23 protein-coding genes are annotated in these 24,129 nt (G+C 65.1%); 15 read left to right on the top strand and 8 right to left on the bottom strand.

Features of this window, described 5'->3' with window-relative positions:
• The first annotated feature begins 138 nt into the window (after positions 1–138).
• Positions 139–756, top strand: coding sequence for a hypothetical protein (locus O1Y97_RS19480; protein WP_183262100.1), 618 nt, complete (start codon positions 139–141; stop codon positions 754–756).
• Between the two features lie 25 nt (positions 757–781).
• Here O1Y97_RS19480 and O1Y97_RS19475 read toward each other — a convergent pair whose 3' ends face one another.
• Positions 782–1,234, bottom strand: coding sequence for a nucleoside deaminase (locus O1Y97_RS19475; protein ID WP_318762075.1), 453 nt, complete (start codon positions 1,232–1,234; stop codon positions 782–784).
• Positions 1,235–1,310: 76 nt separating this feature from the next.
• Here O1Y97_RS19475 and O1Y97_RS19470 point away from each other — a divergent pair, with 76 nt between their 5' ends.
• Both O1Y97_RS19470 and rsmD read left to right on the top strand, forming a co-directional pair.
• Positions 1,311–3,350, top strand: a complete 2,040-nt coding sequence (locus O1Y97_RS19470) for a pseudouridine synthase (protein WP_318762074.1) — start codon at positions 1,311–1,313, stop codon at positions 3,348–3,350.
• On the top strand, positions 3,350–3,904 hold the full coding sequence (gene rsmD, locus O1Y97_RS19465; protein ID WP_108608626.1) for a 16S rRNA (guanine(966)-N(2))-methyltransferase RsmD: 555 nt from the start codon (positions 3,350–3,352) through the stop codon (positions 3,902–3,904). The genes O1Y97_RS19470 and rsmD overlap by 1 nt, the downstream gene beginning before the upstream one ends.
• On the opposite strand, the gene O1Y97_RS19460 is transcribed toward rsmD, so the two are convergent.
• Positions 3,888–4,316 (bottom strand): cupin domain-containing protein, encoded by a 429-nt coding sequence (locus O1Y97_RS19460; RefSeq protein ID WP_245439436.1) that lies wholly within the window; start codon positions 4,314–4,316, stop codon positions 3,888–3,890. The genes rsmD and O1Y97_RS19460 overlap by 17 nt on opposite strands.
• 266 nt (positions 4,317–4,582) lie before the next feature.
• On the opposite strand from O1Y97_RS19460, the gene O1Y97_RS19455 reads away from it, so the two are divergent.
• From O1Y97_RS19455 to O1Y97_RS19445, 3 genes are read left to right on the top strand one after another with little or no spacing between them, the layout of a single operon-like run.
• Positions 4,583–5,956, top strand: coding sequence for a M16 family metallopeptidase (locus tag O1Y97_RS19455; RefSeq protein ID WP_108608625.1), 1,374 nt, complete (start codon positions 4,583–4,585; stop codon positions 5,954–5,956).
• 4 nt (positions 5,957–5,960) lie between these two features.
• Entirely contained in the window at positions 5,961–7,319 is a 1,359-nt protein-coding gene (locus tag O1Y97_RS19450; protein ID WP_318762073.1) for a M16 family metallopeptidase, read from the top strand.
• Entirely contained in the window at positions 7,316–8,137 is an 822-nt protein-coding gene (locus tag O1Y97_RS19445) for a patatin-like phospholipase family protein (protein ID WP_183262088.1), read from the top strand. The genes O1Y97_RS19450 and O1Y97_RS19445 overlap by 4 nt, the downstream gene beginning before the upstream one ends.
• Positions 8,138–8,157: 20 nt before the next feature.
• Here the strand turns inward: O1Y97_RS19445 and O1Y97_RS19440 are convergent, their stop codons facing one another.
• The gene (locus O1Y97_RS19440; protein ID WP_318762072.1) at positions 8,158–9,582 is read right to left on the bottom strand and encodes an MATE family efflux transporter; all 1,425 of its coding nucleotides are present in this window, start codon (positions 9,580–9,582) and stop codon (positions 8,158–8,160) included.
• Positions 9,583–9,722: 140 nt separating this feature from the next.
• Between O1Y97_RS19440 and O1Y97_RS19435 the strand changes: the two genes are divergently transcribed.
• The 6 genes from O1Y97_RS19435 to lpxK all read left to right on the top strand — a co-directional run bounded on the left by O1Y97_RS19435 (position 9,723) and on the right by lpxK (position 15,320).
• The gene (locus O1Y97_RS19435) at positions 9,723–11,066 is read left to right on the top strand and encodes a TldD/PmbA family protein (protein ID WP_318762071.1); all 1,344 of its coding nucleotides are present in this window, start codon (positions 9,723–9,725) and stop codon (positions 11,064–11,066) included.
• Positions 11,053–11,859 carry a 3'(2'),5'-bisphosphate nucleotidase CysQ gene (locus tag O1Y97_RS19430; RefSeq protein WP_318762070.1) on the top strand — a complete coding sequence of 269 codons (807 nt, stop codon included), beginning with the start codon at positions 11,053–11,055 and terminating at the stop codon, positions 11,857–11,859. The genes O1Y97_RS19435 and O1Y97_RS19430 overlap by 14 nt, the downstream gene beginning before the upstream one ends.
• A gap of 77 nt (positions 11,860–11,936) precedes the next feature.
• Positions 11,937–12,188 (top strand): DUF4170 domain-containing protein, encoded by a 252-nt coding sequence (locus O1Y97_RS19425; protein ID WP_108608620.1) that lies wholly within the window; start codon positions 11,937–11,939, stop codon positions 12,186–12,188.
• Positions 12,188–12,979, top strand: coding sequence for a lysophospholipid acyltransferase family protein (locus O1Y97_RS19420; RefSeq protein ID WP_108608619.1), 792 nt, complete (start codon positions 12,188–12,190; stop codon positions 12,977–12,979). Before O1Y97_RS19425 ends, O1Y97_RS19420 begins: the two co-directional genes overlap by 1 nt.
• The gene (gene waaA / locus O1Y97_RS19415) at positions 12,976–14,292 is read left to right on the top strand and encodes a lipid IV(A) 3-deoxy-D-manno-octulosonic acid transferase (RefSeq protein ID WP_108608618.1); all 1,317 of its coding nucleotides are present in this window, start codon (positions 12,976–12,978) and stop codon (positions 14,290–14,292) included. Before O1Y97_RS19420 ends, waaA begins: the two co-directional genes overlap by 4 nt.
• A 2-nt stretch (positions 14,293–14,294) precedes the next feature.
• The gene (gene lpxK, locus O1Y97_RS19410) at positions 14,295–15,320 is read left to right on the top strand and encodes a tetraacyldisaccharide 4'-kinase (protein WP_108608617.1); all 1,026 of its coding nucleotides are present in this window, start codon (positions 14,295–14,297) and stop codon (positions 15,318–15,320) included.
• 6 nt (positions 15,321–15,326) lie between these two features.
• Here lpxK and O1Y97_RS19405 read toward each other — a convergent pair whose 3' ends face one another.
• From O1Y97_RS19405 to O1Y97_RS19395, 3 genes are all read right to left on the bottom strand, one after another.
• Positions 15,327–15,560: a DUF2093 domain-containing protein gene (locus O1Y97_RS19405; protein WP_108608616.1), complete on the bottom strand. Its 234-nt coding sequence runs from the start codon at positions 15,558–15,560 to the stop codon at positions 15,327–15,329.
• 91 nt (positions 15,561–15,651) lie between these two features.
• Entirely contained in the window at positions 15,652–17,496 is a 1,845-nt protein-coding gene (gene mutL / locus O1Y97_RS19400; protein ID WP_318762069.1) for a DNA mismatch repair endonuclease MutL, read from the bottom strand.
• A gap of 86 nt (positions 17,497–17,582) precedes the next feature.
• Entirely contained in the window at positions 17,583–18,485 is a 903-nt protein-coding gene (locus O1Y97_RS19395) for a LysR substrate-binding domain-containing protein (RefSeq protein ID WP_318762068.1), read from the bottom strand.
• Between the two features lie 91 nt (positions 18,486–18,576).
• Between O1Y97_RS19395 and O1Y97_RS19390 the strand changes: the two genes are divergently transcribed.
• Together O1Y97_RS19390 and O1Y97_RS19385 are read left to right on the top strand one after the other, a co-directional pair.
• Complete coding sequence (locus O1Y97_RS19390) at positions 18,577–20,142, top strand: trimethylamine methyltransferase family protein (protein WP_318762067.1); 1,566 nt, start codon at positions 18,577–18,579, stop codon at positions 20,140–20,142.
• Positions 20,142–20,534 (top strand): nuclear transport factor 2 family protein, encoded by a 393-nt coding sequence (locus O1Y97_RS19385; RefSeq protein ID WP_318764246.1) that lies wholly within the window; start codon positions 20,142–20,144, stop codon positions 20,532–20,534. The genes O1Y97_RS19390 and O1Y97_RS19385 overlap by 1 nt, the downstream gene beginning before the upstream one ends.
• A gap of 26 nt (positions 20,535–20,560) precedes the next feature.
• On the opposite strand, the gene queF is transcribed toward O1Y97_RS19385, so the two are convergent.
• The gene (queF, locus tag O1Y97_RS19380; protein WP_108608610.1) at positions 20,561–21,022 is read right to left on the bottom strand and encodes a preQ(1) synthase; all 462 of its coding nucleotides are present in this window, start codon (positions 21,020–21,022) and stop codon (positions 20,561–20,563) included.
• Positions 21,023–21,146: 124 nt separating this feature from the next.
• Between queF and O1Y97_RS19375 the strand changes: the two genes are divergently transcribed.
• Positions 21,147–23,192, top strand: coding sequence for an NADH:flavin oxidoreductase (locus tag O1Y97_RS19375; protein ID WP_318762066.1), 2,046 nt, complete (start codon positions 21,147–21,149; stop codon positions 23,190–23,192).
• Here the strand turns inward: O1Y97_RS19375 and O1Y97_RS19370 are convergent.
• Entirely contained in the window at positions 23,182–24,087 is a 906-nt protein-coding gene (locus tag O1Y97_RS19370; RefSeq protein WP_318762065.1) for a LysR family transcriptional regulator, read from the bottom strand. The genes O1Y97_RS19375 and O1Y97_RS19370 overlap by 11 nt on opposite strands.
• Between the last annotated feature and the right edge of the window lie 42 nt (positions 24,088–24,129).

Here is a 24,129-nt window from a genome sequence, read left to right as displayed (position 1 = left end):
CCTTGACGGCCCATTAAGGTAAAAGCGCGAAACTTCGGCAGACAAATTGTCGCCGGATTTCCGTCGGATGAGCAAACGGATCGGGACCCGGCTCAAGGCCGGCATCTAGCGAGAGGCGTTCGAGTGAAAATTACTGGCATGACGGACCGCATCAGCGCGCGTGGAGCTTTGCTTGCGTCGCTCGCCGTTTCCGGCCTGGCGCTGACGGGCTGCATGAGCGCGCCCACCTATGGCACCGACAAGACAGCGACCGAGCAGCTTGCCGGCGACGTCACCAACATGTTCTCGATGAAGCCCAAGACCAACAGCATCGATTACAAGCCGCGCCCTGAACTGGTGAAGCCCAAGACCGGGGCGCAGGCAGCACTTCCGGCGCCGCAGGACAACATCGTCAGCACGGCCAGCGCCGATTGGCCCGAATCGCCGGAGGCACGTCGTGCCCGCATCCGCGACGATGCGACCAAGAATCGCGACAATCCGAACTTTGAGCCTCAGGTCGTCAACGACATGACGTCGCTGAACGGCCCGGATATGAGCAAGTGGACGCCCGCGCAGCGCAAGGTAGAGATCGAGCGCCGCCTGCGCGAGAACAAGCAGGGCAGTGCCAGCACGCGCAAGTATCTGAGCGAGCCGCCGCTGGTGTATCGCGAGGCCGCAGCAAGTGCTGCGCAGGATGAACTCGGCGAAGACGAGATCAAGAAGGAACGCCGCAAGAAGAAGCTTGCCAAGAAGGGCAGCAGCTGGTGGCCGTTCTGATCGATCGCTGACGCGTCGCGAACACCTATAGGTCGCGTCGGTCCTTGAAGAAGCCTTTCAGTATTTCGGCGGACCGCGTTTCGCCTATCCCCGGATAGACGTCAGGAGCGTGGTGGCAGGTCGGCGCGGCGAAAAAGCGCACGCCGCTGACCACAGCGCCGCCTTTGTCGTCGACCGCGCCGAAGTAGAGCCGCCTGAGCCGTGCTAACGATATTGCGGCCGCACACATGGTGCAGGGTTCCAGCGTGACATAGAGGTCGTGGCCGGTGAGCCGCTCGGAGCCGAATTTCTCCGACGCCTCGCGGATGGCCAGCACCTCGGCATGGGCCGTGGCGTCGTTCAGTTCGCGCGTGCGGTTGCCTGCACGGCCGACGATTTCGCTGCCACGGACGATGACTGCGCCGATCGGCACCTCGCCGCGTTTGGCGGCAGCTTCTGCTTCCGCGAACGCCAATGCCATGTAATCGGGCCGTTTCACGCCTCAACCATCCTGTTACCCCTCGCTAACCCCCGAGCTTCCTGTTATCTAGCCGCCGAAAAGGGCAAAGGCCACCATGGACGACGATCGTAAGAAATTCCCGCGCAAGGGCGGCTCCAAGCCGGGTGGCGCAGGTGGCCGCGATGGCGGCGCGAAGAAATTCGGCAAGCCGCGCACCGAAGGCGGCGCCAAGCCGTTTGCCAAGAAACCTTTTGTGAAGCGCGCTGAAGGTGCCGAGGGCGGCGAGCGTCCAAAGCGCGACTTTGCTCCGCGCGACGGTGCTGCGCGTCCCGAACGTTCGGCGACGCCGTTCCGCAAGGGCCCGCGCCCTGAGGGCAAGCCTTACGAGAAGCGCGAAGGCGGCCGCTCCTTTGGCGGCGACAAGCCTTATCGTGCGCGTCCCGCCGAGGGCTCGGAGGGCGGCGAACGTCCCAAGCGCGAATTCCGTCCGCGCGACGGCGAGGCACGTCCTGCCGGCGGCGAGCGGCCATTCCACAAGGGCCCGCGCCCCGAGGGCAAGCCTTACGAGAAGCGCGAGGGCGGCCGCTCCTTTGGTGGTGACAAGCCGTATCGTGCGCGTCCTGCTGAAGGCGGCGATCGTCCGCACCGCGAATTCCGTCCACGCGACGGCGAGGCGCGGCCAGCAAGTGGCGACCGCCCGTTCCGCTCAGGCCCACGCCCCGAGGGCGGCAGGCCTTATGAGAAGCGCGAAGGCGGCGAGGCGAGGGCGTTCCGTCCCAGGCCGCAAGGCGACCACCGACCCAAGGACGACGGCTTCAAGCCGCGTCCGCGCGGTCCCGAGGAGGCAGCCGAGCCGGGCGAGCGCATCGCCAAGCGCCTTGCGCGCGCCGGCATCGCCTCGCGTCGCGATGCCGAGGAACTGATCGCTGCCGGCCGCGTCAGGGTCAACGGCCAGGTGCTGTCGTCGCCGGCGTTCAACGTCATGCCGAACGACGTCATCTTCCTCGACGGCACCGAGATTCCGCCGATCGAGCGCACCCGACTGTTCCTGTTCCACAAGCCGGCCGGCTTGGTGACGACCAACCGCGATCCCGAAGGCCGCAAGACCGTCTTCGACGTTTTGCCGGCCGAACTACCGCGACTGATGACCATCGGCCGTCTCGACATCAACACCGAAGGGCTGCTTCTGCTGACCAATGACGGCGGGCTGTCGCGCGTGCTCGAGCTGCCGGCGACCGGCTGGCTGCGGCGCTACCGCGTGCGCGTCCATGGCAAGGTCGAGCAGAAGACGCTCGACGGCCTCAAGGATGGCATCGCCGTCGAGGGCGTGTTCTACGGCTCGATCGAGGCGACCCTCGACCGCGAGCAGGGCACCAACGCCTGGATCACCATCGGCCTTCGCGAAGGCAAGAACCGCGAGGTCAAGAACATCCTCGGCGCGCTCGGTCTGGAAGTGAACCGGCTGATCCGCATCTCCTACGGCCCGTTCCAGCTTGGCGAACTGCCCGAGGGGCACGTCCAGGAGATAAAGGGCAAGATGCTGCGCGACCAGCTGGGCGAGCGGCTGATCGAGGAAGCCGGTGCGAATTTCGATGCCGACATCGTCAACCCCTTCTCCAACAAGCCCACGGTGCGCGCCCGCGAGCCGCGCGAGGAAGAACCGGCACGTCCGAAGTTCCAGCGTGACGGCGAACGCGGCCGTATCGGCGAGGGCGGCCTGATCAAGAACCGCAAGCGTTCCAATGAACGTCACCGCGAAGACGTACTGGGACGCCTGTCGACCGAGCGCCCCACCTTCGGCGACAAACCGAGTTTTGGTGACAAGCCAAAGTTTGGCGACAAGCCGAAATTCGGTGATCGGCCCAAGTTTGGCGACAAGCCGAAGTTCGGTGACAAGCCCCGGTCTGGCGGCAGGAAGGGCGACGAGCGCGAGAAGAAGCCGTTCGAAACCCCTGGTGCGCGCAAGGCCAATGTCTGGATGGCACCGGGCGCGCGTCCGCAAAGCGAAAAGGCCAAGGCCGAAGCAGCCGCGAGGCCGCCGCGCGACAAGCCGCGCTTTGATAAGCCTCGCTCGGACAAGCCCCGCTTCGACAAGCCCAAGGGCGATGGTCCGCGTGGCGGCCGGCCGGGCGGTCCGCGCAAGGATCGCGGCTGATGCGGGTTGTCGGTGGCGAATTGCGCGGAAGGCCGTTGGCCACGCCGCGTGACAACGCCATCCGCCCGACCACCGATCGCACCCGCGAGGCGGTGTTCAACATGCTCGCCCATCGCTTTGGCGGCAGGCTCGCTGGCGCGCGCGTGCTCGATCTTTTTGCCGGCACCGGCGCGCTCGGCATCGAGGCGCTGTCGCGCGGTGCTTCCTATTGTGTGTTCATCGAGGAGTCCGCGGAGGGCCGCGGGCTCATCCGTACCAATGTCGAAAGCTTTGGTCTGACCGGGCGGACGAAGATCTTCCGTCGCGACGCGACTGGCCTCGGCGATGCCGGCACGCTGGGACCGTTTGGCCTGGTCTTTGCCGACCCGCCCTATGGCAAGGGACTGGGCGAAGGCGCGTTACGTTCCGCCCAAGCCGGCGGTTGGCTCGCGCCGGGCGCGCTGTGCGTGGTGGAAGAAGTGGCATCGGCTCCATTCGAGCCGGGCCCCGGCTTTTCCGTCGTCGACGAACGCTCCTATGGCGAGACCGTGATCCGCTTCATCGAAGCTGCCTGATCGATCCAATCGCTTGATTCGGGCCTGGCTGCCGCGGGATCCAGCGCCGCACCGGTTCGGCGGAGCCGTCAAAGGTCGCCTCGAAGATTGGCGCTGCAAGCACCGCATGCACGTGGAGTGTTCCAGAGCCGACGTTTCGGAAACCGTGTTTTTGACGGGCTGCAACAATGAGCGACTGTCCGCCGGCGAGGACAACGTGTTTTTCGTCGATCCACATCTCGGCTTCGCCTGAGAGTACGGTGAGCACCTCCTCGACAGGGTGCCAATGCGTGGGAGGTCCGGCTTCTGGCTGCAGCCATTGTTCGAAAATGCAAAGCTGAGTTGCGCCGTTGAGGGCCGAGATCTGCATCCGGCTGATGACCCCCGCCCGCCACTCTTCACGCTGTTGGTCCGCATGGGCAACTACAGTCATCGCCGTTCCTCCTGTTTTTGCTCTCCATTCACGAAACTACGAAGAGGGCCAGCGTTCGCCGTTCCCTGTCGTTATAATACCAACTGTTCCAATGACTTGGCAGTCCTGATCTGGCGAAATTGTTGTCGGCCGCCAGATCCACTTCGCAAAATTGGCGCGCTTGCCGCCTGAGTGTGGCCTTGTTCGGGCTTCATTACGAACAATTCACTTCCCGCCGCTTTGTGCCAACGCCTATAAGGCAGCACGTTCACATTCAGAGGCAGTTGATGATTTTGGGATTCTTGCGGTCGAAGGGCTCGCTGCCGGCCGCGCTCGCCTTGGGCCTGGCGTGGGCAGGACCGGTTCTGGCCGAAGCGCCGCGCGGCGACTGGGACGTCACCAGCTTCACGCTCGACAACGGCATGCAGGTGGTGGTCATCCCCGATCATCGCGCGCCGATCGTCACCCACATGGTCTGGTACAAGGTCGGCAGCGCCGACGAGATGCCGGGAAAGTCCGGCATCGCGCACTTCTTCGAACATCTGATGTTCAAGGGCACGACCAACCACAAGGCTGGCGAGTTTGGCCAAAAGGTCGCCGAGATCGGCGGCAGCGAGAACGCCTTCACCACCTACGACTATACGGCCTACCACCAGACGGTGACCCCCGGCGCGCTCGAAACCATGATGGGCTTCGAGGCCGACCGGATGCGCAACCTGGTCCTGACCGACGCGGTGATCGGCCCCGAGCGAGACGTCATCCTCGAGGAACGCCGCTCGCGCATCGAAAACAATCCCGGCGCTCTGCTCAACGAGGAAGTCGACGCGACGCTGTTCCAGAACCAGCCCTACCGCACGCCGGTCATCGGCTGGATGCACGAGATCGAGAAGCTGAACCGGCTCGATGCGACCGCCTTCTACGACAGGTATTACGCGCCCAACAACGCGATCCTGATCGTCGCCGGCGATGTCGAGCCTGAAAACGTCAAGGCGCTTGCCGAGAAGACCTACGGCCAGGTCGCGCGTGGCCCCGAGCTTCCGCCGCGTATCCGCCCGACGGAGCCGGAGCAGAACACCAAGCGCACGGTCGAGCTTACCGACGAGCGGGTGAGCGTGCCCAGCTTCTCCAAGGCCTGGGTGGTGCCATCCTACCAGACCGCCGAAGCCGGCGAGGCCGAGGCGCTGGACCTGCTTTCGGAGATCCTGGGTGGTGGCAACCGCAGCCGGCTTTACCAGGCTCTGGTCGTCAAGGATGGCATTGCGTCGTCCGCAGGCGCCTTCTTCGAGGGGACGATGGTCGACGACACCAGCTTCACTGTCTATGGCGCACCGCGTGGCGAGGCCGGGCTGCAGCAGGTCGAATCCGCGGTCGACGTCGAAATCCGCCGCATCATCAAGGATGGCGTGACATCGGACGAGCTTGAAAAGGCCAAGGACCGTTTTGTCCGCTCGATGATCTTTGCGCGCGACAACCAGGCGAGCATGGCCAATATCTATGGCAGTACGCTGGCCACCGGCGGCACCGTCGACGACATCAGGCAGTGGCCGGACAGGATACGGGCGGTCAGCGCCGACCAGATCAAGGCGGTTGCCGCCAAATACCTCAATCCCGACCATTCGGTCGCCGGCTATCTGCTGCCGGCGAAATCTGTCGAGAAATGATTTGATGATCACGCTTACGGCAATGCGTTTCAGGATTTCGATGTCGGCGCTGACGCTGATGCTGGCGCTGGTTTTTCTGGTGCTGCCAGCGGTGGTTGCCGCGCGCGCCGAGGTCCGCATCCAGGAGGTCAAGTCGGACAAAGGCATCACCGCCTGGCTGGTCGAGGATTATTCGGTGCCGATCATCGCCATCAAGTTCCTGTTCGATGGCGGCAGCACCCAGGATCCGGTCGGCAAGGAGGGACTTGCCAATCTGATGACCGGTCTCTTCGACGAAGGCGCCGGCGATCTCGACAGCGATGCCTTCCAGATCAAGCTCGACGAAGCCGGCGCCGAAATGGGTTTCAACGAAAGCAACGACGCGGTCGGCGGTGGCATGCGCATGCTGGCCGACAGGCAGGACGAGGCGTTCGAACTGCTCAAGCTGGCGGTCGAGAAACCGCGTTTCGACCAGGCCCCGATCGACCGCATCCGCTCGCAGATCGTTTCCGGCATCGTCGCCAACGCCCGCGATCCCGAAGCACAGGCGGCGCGCAAATGGGCCGAGGCGGTTTATGGCGAACATCCCTATGCCCGGCCCGACCAGGGCACGGAAAAGTCGCTCGCCACAATCACCGCCAACGACCTGCGCGCTTTCCACAAGGCCAATTTCACCCGCCAGAACATCCATGTCGCGGTAGTCGGCGCGATCGATGCCGAGACGCTGAAGAAGCGGCTGGACCAGGTCTTCGGCGGCTTGCCGGAAAAGGCGGAGCTGCGCGCCGTCGAGCGCGTCGAGCCCAAGCTGCGCCAGACGATGCATATCGAGTATCCGTTGCCGCAGACCTCGCTGCAGCTGATTTACCCCGGCGTGCCGCGCGAAGCGCCGGACTTCCTTGCAGCCGCGCTGATGGAGCACATCCTTGGCGGCGGCACCTTCTCGTCGCGGCTGTTCGACGAAGTGCGTGAGAAGCGTGGGCTGGCCTATAGCGTCAGTTCCGCGCTGATCAACCAGGAACACGCCTCGTCGCTGATCATCGGCACGGCAACCCGTTCCGACAGGGCTGCGGAGACCTTGGCCGTCATTCGCGATGTGATTGGCAAGATGTCGGAAGATGGACCCACCGAGGCCGAACTCGAGGCGGCCAAGAAGTACATGCTTGGCGCCTATGCAATCAACAATCTCGACTCCTCGGGCGCTATTGCCAGCACGCTGGTCGACCTGCAGACCGACAAGCTCGGCATCGACTACATGCAGCGGCGGATCGACCTGATCAATGCGGTGACGCTCGATCAGGTGAAGGCTGCGGCGCGCAAGCTCCTGACGGTCGAGCCGGCAGTGATGATCCTCGGCCCGAAATTTGCGGAAACGAGCAAGGGATGAGCGCGACCTTCGCCCTTGCGCTCGGCGGCGGCGGCGCACGCGGGCTTGCCCATATCCACGTCATCGAGGCACTCGACGAGCTCGGCATCAAGCCGGTGGCGATCGCCGGCTCGTCCATCGGCGCCGTCATGGGGGCAGGCATGGCTGCCGGCCTGAGCGGCCGCGAGATCCACGAGCATTCCCGGGCCGTGCTCGGCCGGCCTGCCGAAGTCGCCAGCCGCATGTGGCGGGCGCGGCCTGGCACGCTTTCCGAAATGGTCGAAAGCGGCATCAGGGTGACCCAGTTCAATGTCGAGCGCATTCTCAAGGCATTCCTGCCCGAGGGCGTGCCGGCGACGTTCGAAGAACTCAAGCTGCCGCTCAAGGTGACGGCGACTGACTACTACGGCCATTGCCTGTCGGTGTTCGAGGAAGGCGAGCTGTTCTCGGCGCTCGCCGCATCGGCGGCGATTCCGGCTGTCTTCAAGCCGGTATTGCGCGGCAACACGCTCTATATCGACGGCGGCATCTACAACCCTGTGCCGTTCGATCTGCTCGATGGCGTGGCCGATTTCACCATCGCCATCGATGTCGTCGGCGCACCGTTTGAAAACGGCCGCAAGCAGCCCAATTCGATCGACCTGATGTTCGGTGCCAGCCAGCTGATGATGCAGTCGATCATCGCCAACAAGCTGAGCCAGAACCCACCCGACATTTTCTTGCGACCGCCCGTGTCGCGCTTCAGGGCGCTCGATTTCCTCAAGATCGACCAGGTCATGGCCGAGACGGTGGCGATCAAGGACGAACTCAAGCGCGCTGTCGACGAAATCCTGCAATAGGTACGCGACGGCGCACGCGCTTATTGCAGCGTCGATGCCTTGCCGGTGGAGAAGGGCGACTGTGCGGCCGGCGGCGGTGTCGGCACGGTTTCTTCCTGATGCTGCGGCTCATTGGCAATCGCCTTGACGACGCGGAAGCAGACGATCATCGACGCGACGCCGAACACCACGGCCCCGAGGCCCCAGCCGGCGATGACGCCGATGGCGCCCCAGTAATGCGCGCCGGCCCAGACGAAGGGGATGACGCCGAGGGTCGAGCGGCCCCAGTTGAAGACGGTCGAATAGGTCGGATAGCCCAGATTGTTGAAGGCGGCGCTGGAGACGAAGATCGCGCCGTTGAACAGGAAACTGCCGGCGGCGAAATGGCAGAAGAAGACGATCAGGTCGCGCGCAATTCCGTCGGCGCCGAACGCGCTGGCGATCGGATTGGCGAAGATTGCCAGCAGCGCCCATACAGCCAGCACATAGACGATGGTGAACAGCAGGCTGTCGCGCATCGTCGTCGTCAGCCGGTCGAATTTGCGGGCGCCGTAATTCTGGCCAAGGATCGGTCCGACCGCTCCCGAGAGCGCGAAGATGACGCCGAATGCGACCGGCACGAGGCGGCCGATGATCGCCCAGCCGGCAACTGCCTGGTCGCCGAAGGCGGCCATCTCGATCGTGACATAGGCATTGCCGACGGGTGTGGCGACCTGGGTCAGCATCGCCGGAACACCGATCGCGAAGAACGGCCGCACCGCATCGCGCAAGCCGCTCAGGTTGGGAAGCCTGATCAGTCTGTGCACGACATGGGCGCCGTGCAAACCGATGGCGAGCATCACGAAGCGCGTCAGCACCGTTGAGATCGCCGCCCCGTCGAGGCCGAGATCGAAGCCGAAGATGAGGATCGGGTCGAGGATCGCCGCCGCGATGCCGCTGCCCAGTGTCACATACATTGCCCGCCGCGCGTCGCCGACGCCGCGCAGGATACCCGTCGTGCACATGCCGAGCGCCATGATCGGAAACGACGGCAGCACGATCTGCAGGAAGCGTGTCGACAGCTCGAGTGTTTCGCCAGTCGCGCCAAGAAGCGCAACCAGGGGCCGCAGGAACGGCATTGCAGCTAGTGTCATCACCAGCGTTGCGAGCCCCATGAAGACCATTGAGGCGCCACCCATGCGCGCGGCCTCTTCGCGCTGGCCGCGCCCGAGGCAGCGGGCCACCAATGCGCCGCAGGCGATGGTGAAGCCGATCGAGATCGAAAGCGTGAAAAATAGCAGCGTCGAGGCAAAGCCGATTGCTGCAGCCAGTTCCTCGATGCCGAGCAACGAAATGTAGAACAGGTTGAGCGCGTCGACGATGAAGATCGCAATCAACCCGATCGACCCGGTGCCGGTCATGACCACGACATGGCGCATGGTCGAGCCGGTGGTGAATTTTGCCGGTGCCTGAGCCTGTGCGGACATGCGAATTCCCGAAGATTTGTGCGGCGATGTGCTTGGCTAGGGTCGTTTGACCATGCACCCGCCCATTGCACAAGCGGGTCGGGGACAATAGATGGAGGGGACGGGCCGTGACCCATGCGGCAAGCAATCGGAACATGCCAATGAACGATACCAACGACGCCGCGAAACTGGCCGACCGGGTGGCGAGCCTCGTCGAGGCGGCAAAACGGGCCGGCGCCGATGCCGCCGATGCGGTTGCCGTGCGCGGGCGTTCGACCAGCGTTTCGGTGCGACTGGGCAAGGTCGAGGGCACCGAGGCGTCCGAGAGCGAGGACATGTCGCTTCGCGTGTTCGTTGGCCAGCGGGTTGCCAGCGTATCGGCCACCGCCGCGTCCGACCCCAAGACCCTCGCAGAACGCGCTGTCGCAATGGCCAGGGTGTCGCCGGAAGATCCGTATCAGGGTCTCGCCGATGCGGCGCTTTTGGCCCAATCGCCGCGCGATCTCGATCTCTTCGACGACACCGAGGTGTCGGCCGAGCGGCTGAGGGAAGACGCGCTTGCCGCCGAAGAGGCCGCACTTGCCGTCAAGGGCGTGACCAACTCGGCTGGCGCCGGTGCTGCCGCGGGGCTTGGCGGCCTGGTGCTCGCCACCTCGCATGGCTTCGTCGGCCACTATGTCGGTTCGCGTTTCTCGCGCTCGGCCAGCGTCATCGCCGGCGAGGGCACGTGGATGGAGCGCGATTACGACTATTCCTCGCGGCTGCATTTCGCCGATCTCGATGCCGCGGCCGACATCGGCCGCAATGCCGGCGAACGCGCGGTCAAGAGGCTCAACGCGCGCAAGGCGGCGACGGGGCCGGTCGATGTCGTCTTCGATCCACGCGTCGCGCGCGGCATTGCCGGGCACCTTGCCGGCGCCATCAACGGCGCTTCGGTGGCCCGCAAGACCAGCTTCCTGCGCGACATGATGGGCAAGCAGGTGGCATCCGCCGCCATCACCGCTATCGACGAGCCGCTCAAGCAGCGCGGCCAGGCATCGCGTCCCTTCGACGGCGAGGGCATCGAAGGTGCCACGCTCAAGATGGTCGACAAGGGCGTGCTCAATCATTGGTTCTTGTCGACGTCGGCGGCGCGAGAACTGGGACTGGTCACCAACGGTCGCGGTGCGCGTGGCGGCTCGTCCGTGTCGCCATCCTCGACCAATTTTGCCATCGAGCCCGGTGAGAAATCGCCCGAAGAGATGATCCGCTCGCTGAAGCGCGGGTTCTACGTCACCGAAGTGTTCGGTCAGGGCGTCGACATGGTCACCGGCGAATACAGCCGTGGCGCTTCGGGTTTCTGGATCGAGCATGGCGAGCTTGCCTGGGCGGTGTCGGAAGTGACCATCGCCTCCAACCTCAAGGATATGTTCATGCGCATGGTGCCGGCGAGCGACCTCGACCGCAATTTTGGCACCGCCGCGCCGACCCTGTTGATCGAAGGCATGACCCTTGCCGGAGACTGAGATCATAGACCAGGCGGAGCTTCGAGCCGAACTCGAGCTGCTGCGTACGGCAGCCACCGAGGCCGGGCGCATTGCCATGAGCTATTTCCGGCAGAGCCCGGAAGTCTGGTTCAAGGGCGGCAATTCGCCGGTCAGCGAGGCCGACTACGCCGCCGATCGCTACTTACGCGAAACGCTGATGGCGGCGCGGCCGGACTACGGCTGGCTGTCGGAAGAAACCGCTGACAATCTCGAACGGCTTGGCGCGCGCCGCACCTTTGTGGTCGACCCGATTGACGGCACACGCGGCTTCGTCGAAGGCCGCACGGCCTGGTGCGTCAGCGTTGCCGTCGTCGAAAACGGCCGCTCGCTGGCCGGCGTGCTCGAATGCCCGGCGCGCGAAGAGACCTATTGGGCGGTCGCGGGCGGGGGCGCTTTCCTCAACGATGCCCCGATCAGGGTGCGTGATGCGGGCGAGCGCGTGCGCATTGCCGGCCCTAAGCCGATGATCGACCGGATGCCGGAGGAATGGCAGGGCAGGCTGGATCGCGAGGCGTATATTCCTTCGCTCGCCTATCGTCTGGCGATGATCGCCAGCGGCGCGCTCGATGCAACTTTCGTCAAGCCGAACGCACACGACTGGGACATTGCCGCAGCGGAATTGATATTGGCCGAGGCCGGCGGAAAGCTGCTCGACAGCCACGGCGGCCTGCCGGCCTTTGCTGGCAGGGAGATCGTCCATGGCGCGCTGATGGCTGGCAGCGGGGCGATGCTCGACGTCATGGCAGGGGTGCTTGCCGGTCAAGAAGGCTGACGAACTGCAAACTGTTCCAAAACGGCCCGGTTTGGTCTAGATCAGGCGGGCCCTGAGATGATGAATCAAGGAAGAAGATGTCCGAAGAAGACGGAAAAAAGCAGCTCTTGCATCTGGTGTTCGGCGGCGAGCTGACGAAACTCGGCGGAACCGAGTTCCGCGATCTCGACGCGCTCGACATCGTTGGCGTCTATCCCGACTACAAGTCGGCCGAGCTTGCCTGGAAGGCGAAGGCGCAAGGGAGCGTCGACAACGCCCATATGCGCTACTTCGTTGTCCACCTGCATCGGCTGCTGGAGCCGGATACGAAGGCGACCGGTCAGAACTGATGGAGCAACCTGGCATGGCGCCGCCGGCCGCAAGGCCTGCGGCGAAGAAAAAGCGTGCCAGAAAGGCACCCAAGACGTTCTGGCGGCGCATTCGCGAACCGCTCGCCCAGTCGCGTTTCGCCAAGGCCGCGATCACCAACCTGTTTGCCTATGGCCTGAGTTTCATTCGCCGGACCAACCCTCTGGTCGAGGGCTCCGTTGATCTCGCCTCCTATGCCTACGCCGACAGCGAGCCGCTTGTATTCGGAATGTGGCACGGCCAGCACCTGCTGGCGCCGGCCATCTATCCAAACAAGCGCGGTCTGGTGGCGATGGTCTCGCGCAGCGCTGATGCCGAGCTCAACGCTCAGGTGGTCGAAAAATTCGGCATCGAGGCCGTGCGCGGCTCTGGCGGGCGGGAAAGCAAGAGCAGGCTCAAAAAGGGCGGCGCGACCGCGCTGATTGCCCTGAAAAAGGCGCTTGATGCCGGCAAGAACGTTGCCATGATTGCAGACATCCCGCATGGCACGCCGCGCGAATCGGGCATGGGCATCGTCCTTTTGGCCCGCCTGTCGGGGCGGCCGATCGCGCCGATCGCGATTGCCACCAGCCGGCGCAAGGTGCTGGAGAAGACCTGGGACAAGACCACGATCAGCCTGCCTTTCGGCGGATGCGCGGTGATCGTCGAGCCGTTGATCCAAGTGCCTGCCGATGCCGACGATGCCGAGATGGAACGGATCCGCGTCGAAGTGACCGCCGCGCTCAATCGGGCGACAGAAAAGGCCTATGGTCTGGTGGACGGTCCCCGATGAGCGAACGCTGGGCCCGCGCATTTCTGGGAGCCTATCGCTATGCGGGCGCCGCAGCCTATCCGATGGTCGGCGGTTACGTCGCCTGGCGTGCCTCCAAGGGCAAGGAGGACCGCAATCGCCGGCGCGAGCGCTATGGCGTGCCGAGCCGCGAAAGGCCCGAGGGTCCGCTGATCTGGTTCCACGCGGCGAGCGTCGGCGAGACGATCGCGGTGGTGCCGCTGATCGAGGCCATACTGGGCTACGGCATCCATGTCGTGCTGACGACCGGCACGGTTACCTCCGCGCAGGTCGTGGAAGAGCGCCTGGGCGATCGCGTCATCCATCAATACGTACCGCTCGACCTCAAGCCGGCGGTGAGCCGTTTCCTCGATCATTGGCATCCGGACCTCGCGATCATCGCCGAATCTGAAATCTGGCCGATGACCATCCTCGAACTCGGCGCACGGCGCGTGCCGCAGATCCTGGTCAACGGGCGGCTTTCCGACCGGTCGTTCGCTTCGTGGAAAAGGCGCGCCAACATCGCCGAGGCGCTGTTCGAAAACATGGCCCATGTGGTCGCCCAGTCGGAGGTCGACGGCGAGCGTTTTCGCGCTCTCGGCGCGCGTCCCGTCACCGTTTCCGGCAATCTCAAGGTCGACACGTCGCCGCCGCCGGCGGACGAGCGTGCCCTGCATTCGGTCCAGCGCCAGATCGGCCGCCGGCCGACCTGGGCCGCCATCTCCACCCATGACGGCGAGGAGGTCATGGCGGCGGAAGTGCATGCCATGCTGCGCAACCGCCACCGCAATCTGCTGACCATCATCGTGCCGCGTCACCCCGATCGTGCCGTCGCCTTGATGACGGAACTGACGGGCATGGGCCTCAAGGTTGCTCGTCGCAGCAGCGGCGACCACATCCTGCCCGACACCGACATCCTTCTCGGCGATACGATCGGCGAGATGGGGCTGTATCTGCGCCTGACCGAAATCGCCTTTGTCGGCCGTTCCATGACCTCGCAGGGCGGCCAGAACCCGCTCGAGCCGGCGATGCTCGACACTGCGGTGCTTGCCGGGCGCAATGTGCAGAACTTCCGCGACACCTATCAGCGGCTGATCGACCGCGGCGGCGCCAAGATCGTGCGCGACCGCGACATGCTCGCAGGCGCGGTCAACTTCCTGCTCGGCAACGAGATCGCGCGGCACGACATGATGGCGGCTGGCGCCTTGACGGTCGAGGAAATGCGCGGCGCGCTTGCCCGCACGCTGAAGTCGCTGGAGCCATTCATCCATCCGCTGATCGTTCAGTCGCGCCTCAAGGGCGCGGGCGGGAGGTAGATCTGGCCAGCGAAGCGCCTCCTTTCTGGTGGGAAAAACCGGATTGGCGCGCCTACGCGCTTTACCCGGTGTCGTCGCTCTATGCCTTCGTTGCCGGCCGGCGCATGAAATCGGCCCGCCGGGAGAAGATGGACGCTCCCGTGCTTTGCGTCGGCAACTTCACCGTCGGCGGTACCGGCAAGACGCCGATTGCGATCGCGCTCGCCAAACAGGCCAAGCGCATGCAACTGGTGCCCGGCTTCCTGTCGCGTGGCCATGGCGGCAGCTTCGCCGAGCCGCATGTCGTCGACACCCGCCATGACAGTGCCAAGCATGTTGGCGACGAGCCGCTGTTGCTCGCCGAGCACGCGCTGGTTGCCGTCTCCGCCAACCGGGCGGCCGGCGCACGCCTGCTCATCGAGCGGGGCTGCAATTTCCTGATCATGGACGACGGCTTTCAGAGCGCGCGCATCCATATCGACTATGCGCTGATCGTGGTCGATGCGCGTTTCGGCCTGGGCAACGGCCACGTCATTCCAGGCGGTCCGATGCGCGCCCGGCTGATCGACCAGCTCCGGTTTGCCGATGCCATCCTCAAGATGGGCGAGGGCGAAAGGGCCGATTCCGTCGTGCGCCAGGCAGCGCGGGCCGGAAAACCGGTGTTTTCGGCGACGGCCCGGCCGCGCGGCAAGAAGGCCTTCGCAGGGCGGCGCTTCCTGGCCTTTGCCGGCATCGGCCATCCCGAAAAGTTCTTCGACACGGTTGGCAAGGCCGGCGGGACCGTGGTTCTGGCGCACGCCTTCGCCGACCATCATTTCTATCTTCCGGACGAACTGGACGATCTGGTGGCAGCGGCCGACGCCGGCGAACTGGAACTGCTGACGACGTCCAAGGATGCGGCGCGCCTGCGCCACGGCGCGGCATCGCCGGAATTCCTCGAGCGCCTCAACGTGCTGGAGATCGATGCGGTGTTCGACATCGAACATTCGGCCGAGCGCATCGTCGACGAAACGCTCGATGCCTGGCGCCGGCGGAAGATTGCTGGCTAAAGGCCGTTAGCGGCGCTTGCGCAGATCCGGGTTCATATCGATCTCGCGTGCCAGCGAGACCGCTGCGTCGCGATAGGGCTCCTGGCGGGCGACGCTCCAGTATTTAAGCTCGTCGAGCGGGATCGAGTCGGACGTCACCGCACAGCGCACGAAGGAACCGGGGCTGGTCACCTGGAAATCGCCGTCGAGATAGCGGATGCGGGCTTCGCGTGCGCCGGGGCCTTCGAAACGGTTCATCATCGCTTTTTGCTCAACTTCCTTGCTCGGCTTTTAAGGCTACCAAATGCCCGAGGTCAAGCTGCCGCCTTTGGGCGGTGGGCGGCGAAATGCGTCAGCGCCGGCCGAACAGCTTTTCGATGTCCGCGAGCTTGAGTTCGATATAGGTCGGCCGGCCGTGGTTGCAGGTGCCGGAACCCGGCGTCGCTTCCATCTGGCGCAGCAGCGCGTTCATCTCCTCAGGCCGCAACCGCCGTCCGGATCGCACGGAGCCATGGCAGGCCATGGTCGCGGCAATGGCGTCGAGCCGCTCCTTGAGCGTATCCGACGTGTCGCTGTCGGCGATTTCGTCAGCGAGGTCGCGCACCAGTTGGGTGACGTCGGTCTCGCCAAGCATGGCCGGCGTCTCGCGCACGGCGACCGCGCCCGGACCGAAGCGCTCGATACCGAGGCCGAAGCGGGCCAGCGTTTCCGCATGCAGCGCCAGCCGTTCGGCGTCTTCTTCCGGCAGGTCGACGATCTCCGGCATCAAAAGCATCTGTGCCGGCACCGGGCGCGAATGCAGGGCGTTCTTAAGCGCCTCATAGACCAGCCGCTCGTGAGCCGCGTGCTGGTCTACGATGACAAGAGAATCCCGCGTTTGCGCGACGATGTAGTTTTCGTGAACCTGTGCCCGGGCGGCGCCCAGTTCGGTCTGCAACAGCACCTCCGCCACTTCGGTCAGCCCGGCGCGGGCATCGGCGCTGTGCAGCGGACCCGTGTCGAAGCTCGCCTGTGCCGCCTCGGCGAAGCCCGCATCGAGTGGCCGGAACGGCGAGCGTTGCGGCTCGTAGCCTGCCGAGGTTGCCGCTCTGAAGTCGGGATTGTAGGCGCGATGGCCGTTGGCCGGGCCGGGGTGGCCGTAGCTGGTGGTTCCCGGCCGGAAGGCCCCCATCATCGCCTGCGTGCGTGTTGTTGCTGGTCGGATGCCCGCGCCGGCCAGCGCCTGGCGGATCGCGCCGACGATCAGGCCGCGCACTAGCCCCGGATCGCGGAAGCGCACGTCGGCCTTGGCCGGATGTACGTTGACGTCGACAAAGGCCGGGTCGAGCGACAGGAACAGCACCGTCACCGCATGGCGGTCGCGCGGCAGGACATCGGCATAGGCGCCGCGTATCGCCGAGGCGATCAGCTTGTCGCGCACCGGCCGGCCGTTGACATAGGCATACTGCTGCAGCGCGTTGCCGCGGGTGTAGGACGGGATCGAGACATGGCCTTCCAGTCGAACGCTCTCCCGCGCGGCATCGATGACGATCGAATTGTCGGGGAAGTCGGTGCCCATCACCTGGGCGATGCGGACGAGCCTGCCTTCGACGTCGTCCGATGTCGCGGACAGCTCCAGCGTCGAACGGTCGGTGCCGGACAGGGTGAAGCGCACGGCCGGGAAGGCGATGGCGATGCGCTTGATGACGTCGGCGATGGCCGTCGCCTCGGCGCGCTCGGTCTTCATAAATTTGAGCCGGGCGGGGGTGGCGAAAAACAGGTCGCGCACCTCGACCGATGTGCCCCGGTTGGTCGGTGCCGGCCGCACGGACGAGACGCGCCCGCCCTCGACCGCAATCTCGGCGCCGCTGTCGGCTTGGCGCGTGCGCGAGCGGATCGCGAGTTTCGATACTGAGCCGATCGAAGGCAGCGCTTCGCCCCGGAAGCCGAGAGAGCGGATGTCGAGGATGTCGTCGCCGAGCTTTGATGTGCAGTGGCGCGAAATCGCCAGTGCCAGTTCCTCCTCCGGCATGCCCGAGCCGTCGTCGACGACGCGGATCAGGTTGAGCCCGCCGCCTGCAGTGGCGACCTCGATGCGCGAGGCACCCGCGTCGAGCGCGTTCTCGACCAGTTCCTTGACCACGCTGGCAGGTCGCTCGACGACCTCGCCGGCGGCGATCTGGTTGATCATCGTTTCGGAAAGCTGGCGAATGGGCATCTTGGTATCATAGCTGGATTCGGTTCGGCACGGACAGGCCGAGTTGCATAGTTGGCGGAAACACCTGTCAATAAAAGAAGCCAGCCTTAAGCCTGAGCGGCCAACCAGTCGCGCACCTTCTCCGCGCTCTCGCTGAGCGGACGGTTCTTCGGCCAAGCAACGTGAAAACCCTTGCCGGTCGTCATCACGTGGTCGGAAAGCCGGACCAGCAGCCCCGCCGCGATCAGCCGGTCGGTGAGATGGCGCCAGCCGAGCGCGATGCCCTGGCCTTCCATGACAGCCTGGATGACGAGCACATAGTCGTTGATGACCAGCCCGCGCTTGGCAACGGCGCCATTCAGACCGGCCGACTGGAACCACTCGTTCCAGGTCGCGGCCGGGCGATAGGGTTCTTCGAGATGGATCAGGTGATGCAGGGTCATCTCCGCCGGTGTCGTTGGCGTGCCGGCGCGTGAGAGATAGGCCGGACCGGCGACCGGGTAGACCTCCTCGTCGGCGATCTGCAGCAGCTCATAGTCCGGCCAGTCGGTAGCGTCGCCGCCGCGGATGCCCAAGGGAATGCCCTCGGCGACGAGATCAAGGTCGCGATCGGCGGTCTGGATGCGCAGGTCGATGCCGGGCAGGTCGTCGCGGAATTTCTGCAGCCTCGGCATCATCCAGAACGAGGCAAAGGCGGTGGAGGCGGAAAGCGTCACATGCATGCCGCCGGCGCGCGCCCTGAGCTCCTCAGCCGACTTGCGGATATGCGACAGGCCGAGCGTGACGTCGGCATGGAACCGTTCGCCGGCCTCGGTCAAAAGCACCTGGCGGTGGCGGCGCTGGAACAGCTTGGCGCCGAACTGATCCTCCAGTCCGCGGATCGCATAGGAAACGGCGGCCTGGGTCATGCCGAGCTCGCGGCCGGCGGCGGTGAAGCTCGCCAGCCGTCCTGCCGCTTCGAAGACGATCAGGCTGCCGGCGGATGGCAGCAGATGGCGCAGGCTTTGCATAAGCCATGTTTATGCAAACAATCAGGATTTTCAAGCGTCACAGCCGCGCTGCCAAGGGCTAGCTTCATGCTGGAATGTTCAGGAGCCCTGTATGAACGTCGTTGCCCCCGAAACCCAGGCAGAGCCTGGCAAACGCCGTGAGCGCGGCGGTCGCAACGCGCGTCGCGAACAGCGTTCGCACGGGCCCGAAGCGCATGGCCGACCCTATATCGTCAGGAACATCCCGACCTACGACATCCTGTCGGAAGAAAACCTGGTCCGCATCGAGGAGACGGCCGACCGCATCCTCGCCGAGATCGGCATCGAGTTTCGAGACGATCCGGTAGCGCTCGATCACTGGAAACGGGCAGGGGCCAAGGTCGAGGGCGTGTTGGTCAAGTTCGAGCCCGGCCTGTTGCGCGAAGTGCTCAAGACGGCGCCCGCGACCTTCACCCAGCATGCCCGCAATCCCGAGCGTTCGGTCGAGATTGGTGGCAAGAGCGTGGTGTTTTCGCCGGCCTACGGCTCGCCCTTCGTCATGGACCTCGACAAGGGCCGCCGCTACGGCACTATCGAGGACTTCCGCAACTTCGTGAAGCTGGCGCAGTCCTCGCCCTGGCTCCATCATTCCGGCGGCACGATCTGCGAGCCGGTCGACGTGCCGGTCAACAAGCGCCATCTCGACATGGTCTACAGCCATATCCGCTATTCCGACCGCGGCTTCATGGGCTCGGTGACCTCGGAAGCCCGCGCGGAAGATTCCATCGACATGGCGCGTATCGTCTTCGGCGAGGAATTCACTGACCGGAACTGCGTTATCCTCGGCAACGTCAACGTCAATTCGCCGCTGGTCTGGGACGCGACCATGACCACCGCCCTGCGTGCCTATGCCCGCGCCAACCAGGCGGCGGTCGTGGTGCCCTTCATCCTCGGCGGCGCCATGGGGCCGGTGACCAACGCCGGCGCGATCGCCCAGTCGCTGGCCGAGACCATGGCTGGCTGCGCCCTGACCCAGCTCGAACGGCCGGGTGCGCCGGTCATTTTCGGCAATTTCCTGTCGTCCATGTCGCTGCGCTCGGGCTCGCCGACTTTCGGCACGCCCGAGCCGGCCATCGGCTCGATGGTCATCGGGCAGCTGGCCCGCCGGCTCAACCTGCCGCTGCGCTGTTCCGGCAACTTCACCACATCGAAGCTGCCGGACGCGCACGCCATGAACGAAGGCACCATGTCGATGCTGGCCGCCGTGCACTGCGGCGCCAACTTCATCTTGCATTCCGCCGGCTTCCTCGACGGGCTATTGTCGATGTCCTACGAGAAGTTCGTCATGGACGCCGATTTCTGCGGCGCGCTGCACACCTATCTCGACGGCGTCAAGATCGACGACAACCAGTTGGCGCTCGACGCCTTCCGCGAGGTCGGCCCCGGCAGCCACTTCTTTGGCTGCGCCCACACCATGGCCAATTACGAGACGGCCTTCTGGGATTCGGCCATCGCCGACAACGAGCCTTATGAGAAGTGGCAGGCGGCAGGCTCGGTCGACGCTGCCACCCGCGCCAACAAGCGCTGGAAGACGATGCTCGCCGAATACGAGGCGCCGCCGCTCGACCCCGGCATCGACGAGGCGCTGCAGGACTTCATGACGCGCAAGAAGACGTCGATGGAAGACGCGTGGTATTGATGGTCGACGGTTCCTCGCGCGATCAGCCATTCGAGCCGGTTGCGGCGCTGACGCATTACCATGCCGCGATCGACGCCCTCGACTTTGCCGCCATCGAGGCCTGCTTCGCGTCCGATGCCGAATATGTCTCGGACGGCGTCGGCGCCATCATTGGACGCGATGCGATCATGGCGGCCTTTCGCAGCTATTTCGCCGTCTATGGTGACCAGAAATCGGTGGACGAGAAGGTCTCCGCCGTGTCGCCAAGCTCGGCATGGTCGCGCTGGCGGCTGGAGGCGACGCATGGCGTCGCCGGCGCACGCCTCAGCCGCTCCGGCGAGGAAATTGTTCGCTTCGATGCGCAGGGCCGGATCGCCAAGGTTGTGGTGCAAGATGACCCCGTGGCGCCATGAGCAGACACGAACGGGGGCAGGGCGGCTCAGCCGCGGCCGCGATAGGGCGCAACACCCGTTTCGGGCAGCCACGATCCCTCCGGCGGCGTGCCGGTCTGCCAGAACACGTCGATCGGGATGCCGCCGCGCGGATACCAGTAGCCGGCGATGCGCAGCCACAGCGGCTTTGTCGCTTCGACGACGCGGCGGCCGATCATGACCGTGCAATCCTCGTGGAAGGCGCCGTGATTGCGGAACGACACCATAAACAGCTTCAGCGATTTGGATTCGACCAACATCTTGTCCGGCGCATAATCGATGACGATGTGCGCGAAGTCGGGCTGGCCGGTCACCGGGCAGAGCGAAGTGAATTCCGGGCAGGTGAAGCGCACGATGGCCGGCGGGCCTTCGACGCGGGTGTAGGGCACGGTTTCGAGCACTGCGGTTTCCGGCGAGGTCGGCGTTTCGACCTTGGTGCCGAGCTGGGTGAGGGTGTCGGTGATGGTCATTGGGCGGCTCTTGGGCTGGACTTGGCTCATTGCATCGGCGCGATTGTCCGCGAAAAGTCGCGTTTGCCGCGCCCGCATCGGTTTTCGAGTGGCGTGTATTAGCGCCGGATAATGCAGGAAGGCAATGACCAGCAACGACCCGCTTCTCCAGCCATACCGGCTCAAGCACCTGACGCTGAAGAACCGCGTCATGTCGACGAGCCACGAACCGGCATACTCCGAAGACGGCATGCCCAAGGAGCGCTACCGGCTCTACCATGCCGAGAAGGCCAAGGGCGGCATGGCGCTGACCATGACGGCGGGCTCGGCCATCGTCTCGCGCGACAGCCCGGCCGCATTCGGCAATCTCCACGCCTATGACGACGCGATCGTGCCTTGGCTGCGCGAACTCGTCGACGACTGTCACGAGCACGACTGCAAGGTGATGATCCAGATCACCCACCTTGGCCGCCGCACCAACTGGAACAAGGCCGACTGGCTGCCGGTGCTCAGCGCTTCCCCGGTGCGCGAAGCCGCCCACCGCACCTTCCCCAAGACCATCGAAGACTGGGACATCGAGCGTATCGTCGCCGACTATGCCTCGGCCGCCCAGCGCATGCAGGCGGCCGGGCTCGATGGCATCGAGTTCGAGGCCTACGGCCATTTGATGGACGGCTTCTGGTCTCCGGCGACCAACCACCGCGACGACGACTATGGTGGCTCGCTCGACAACCGGCTGCGCTTCACTTGGCGGGTGATCGATGCCGTGCGCGCTGCTGTCGGTCCCGATTTCGTCGTCGGCATCCGCATGGTCGCCGACGAGGACTTCGACAAGGGCCTGTCGAAGGAGGAGGGCATCGAGATCGCGCGACGCCTGGCGTCGTCGGGAAAATTCGACTTCCTCAACATCATCCGCGGTCATATCGACACGGACGCAGCACTGACCGGCGTCATCCCGCTGCACGGCATGCCGTCGTCGCCGCATCTCGATTTCGCCGGCGAGGTCAGGGTGGCGACCAAATTCCCGGTCTTCCATGCCGCGCGCATCTCCGATGTCGCCACGGCCCGCCATGCCATCGCCAGCGGCAAGCTCGACATGGTCGGCATGACGCGCGCCCACATCGCCGAGCCGCACATCACCAGGAGGGTGATGGCAGGCGAGGAGCACCGCATTCGCCCCTGCGTCGGCGCTACCTACTGCCTCGACCGCATCTACGAGGGCGGCGGCGCGCTCTGCATCCACAATGCCGCCACCGGCCGCGAGGCGACGATCCCCCATGTCATTTCCCGCACCGACGGCCCGCTGCGCAGTGTCGCCGTGGTCGGTGCCGGTGCTGCCGGCCTCGAGGCTGCGCGCGTGCTGGCCGAGCGCGGCCACAAGGTGACCGTGCTGGAGGCATCGAGCCAGGCCGGCGGCCAGGTGCGGCTTGCGGCGCAGAATCCGCGGAGGCGCGAGCTGATCGGCATCGTCGACTGGCGGCTGGCCGAGCTGGAGCGGCTCGGCGTAGAGATCCGCTACGACATCTGGGCGGGTGTGGACGACGTGCTGGCGCTCGACCCGGATGCCGTGGTGATTGCCACCGGCGGCCTGCCGCAGAGCCCGCCGCTCGGTGCAGGCGACGATCTGGTCACGTCGAGCTGGGACATCATCGCCGGCAGCGTCAAGCCGGCAGAGAACGTGCTGCTCTATGACGACAATGGCGGCCATCAGGGCATGACGGCTGCCGAACTGATCGGCAAGGCAGGTAGCAAGCTCGAACTGCTGACGCCGGAGCGCTTCTTTGCCCCTGAGATCGGCGGCATGAACCACGTGCCCTACATGGAGGCGTTTCATCGCTCCGGCGTGAAAATCACCATCAACACGCGGCTGAAGTCGGTCAGGCGCGAAGGGAATCAGTTGGTTGCTACCCTTTCTTCCGACTACGCCAAGGGTTGGCACGAGGAGCGCCGTGTCGATCAGGTGGTCGTTGAGCATGGCACGTTGCCGCTCGACGAGCTCTATCTCGAGCTCAAGCCGCTGTCGAAAAATGGCGGCGTCATCGACTACGAGCGCCTGATCCATGGCGGCGACATCTTTCCGGCCAAGAACCCGGATGGCCGTTTCCTGCTGCTGCGCATCGGCGATGCCGTGCAGGCGCGCAACATCCACGCCGCCATCTATGACGGCATCAGGTTTGGACTCAGGATCTGACCGGCTGGTCCGCCGCTTCGGCCGCCAACCAGCGGACGAATTCGCGCAAGCCGGGCCGGTCCTCGCTGCCGGGCCGGAAGGCGAGCCGGTAAGGCACTTCGCCGGCAATGCGGTTGGGTGAGGCCAGTACCAGTCTGCCGGCGGTGAGTTCGCGCTCTGCCAACACTTCCGGCACCAGGGCCACGCCGAGCCCGGCGACCGCCGCCTCGACCACCATGGAGAATTGTTCGAAACGGTGGCCGCGCAAAGTGGTGCGTGGATCGATGCCAGCGGCCTGGAACCATCGCAGCCACAGGGTCGGCCGGGTCGACTGCTGCAGCAGCGGCAGCGCGGCAAGCTCGGCATCATCGAGGGCGGCGCGCCCGTCCAGCAAAGCCGGTGAAGCCACCACCACAAGCTCCTCGTCGAACAGGCGGACGATGCCCGGTTGTCCCGGCTCTGCCGGACCGCGCTGGATCGCGGCGTCGAAAGTTTCTGTTTCTAGGTCGACGGTCTCCAGCCGCACCGCAAGGTCGATGGCGACGTGCGGATGGGCGGCGTGGAAGCCCGCGAGTCTTGGGATCAGCCAGCGGTCGGCCAATGTCGGCAGCACCGCGATGCTCAGCACGTCCGACTGGCCGCCGAAGGCCATGGTACGCACCGCCGCCTCATGCAGGCTGTCGAGGATCGCCTCGGCATCGCGAGCGAAGCGGCGGCCGGCATCGGAAAGCGCCAGCCGCTGCCGGACGCGGTGGAACAACGCCACGCCCAGCCGGTCCTCGAGCTGGCCGATCGAGCGGCTGACCGAGCTCTGGGTCAGGCCGAGGTGATCGGCGGCGCGAATTGTCGTGCCGAGGCCGGCGCAGGCGCGGAAGGCCTCGAGCTCTGCAATCGTGGGGACATAGTTGCGGCGCATCGTCGGGCCTGGTCTTGAGTTGATCGAATTTACGCATAAACC

Source organism: Aminobacter niigataensis, assembly GCF_946995915.1.
GTDB classification, from domain to species: domain Bacteria; phylum Pseudomonadota; class Alphaproteobacteria; order Rhizobiales; family Rhizobiaceae; genus Aminobacter; species Aminobacter niigataensis.
This window is presented reverse-complemented; position numbering and strand designations above follow the sequence as displayed.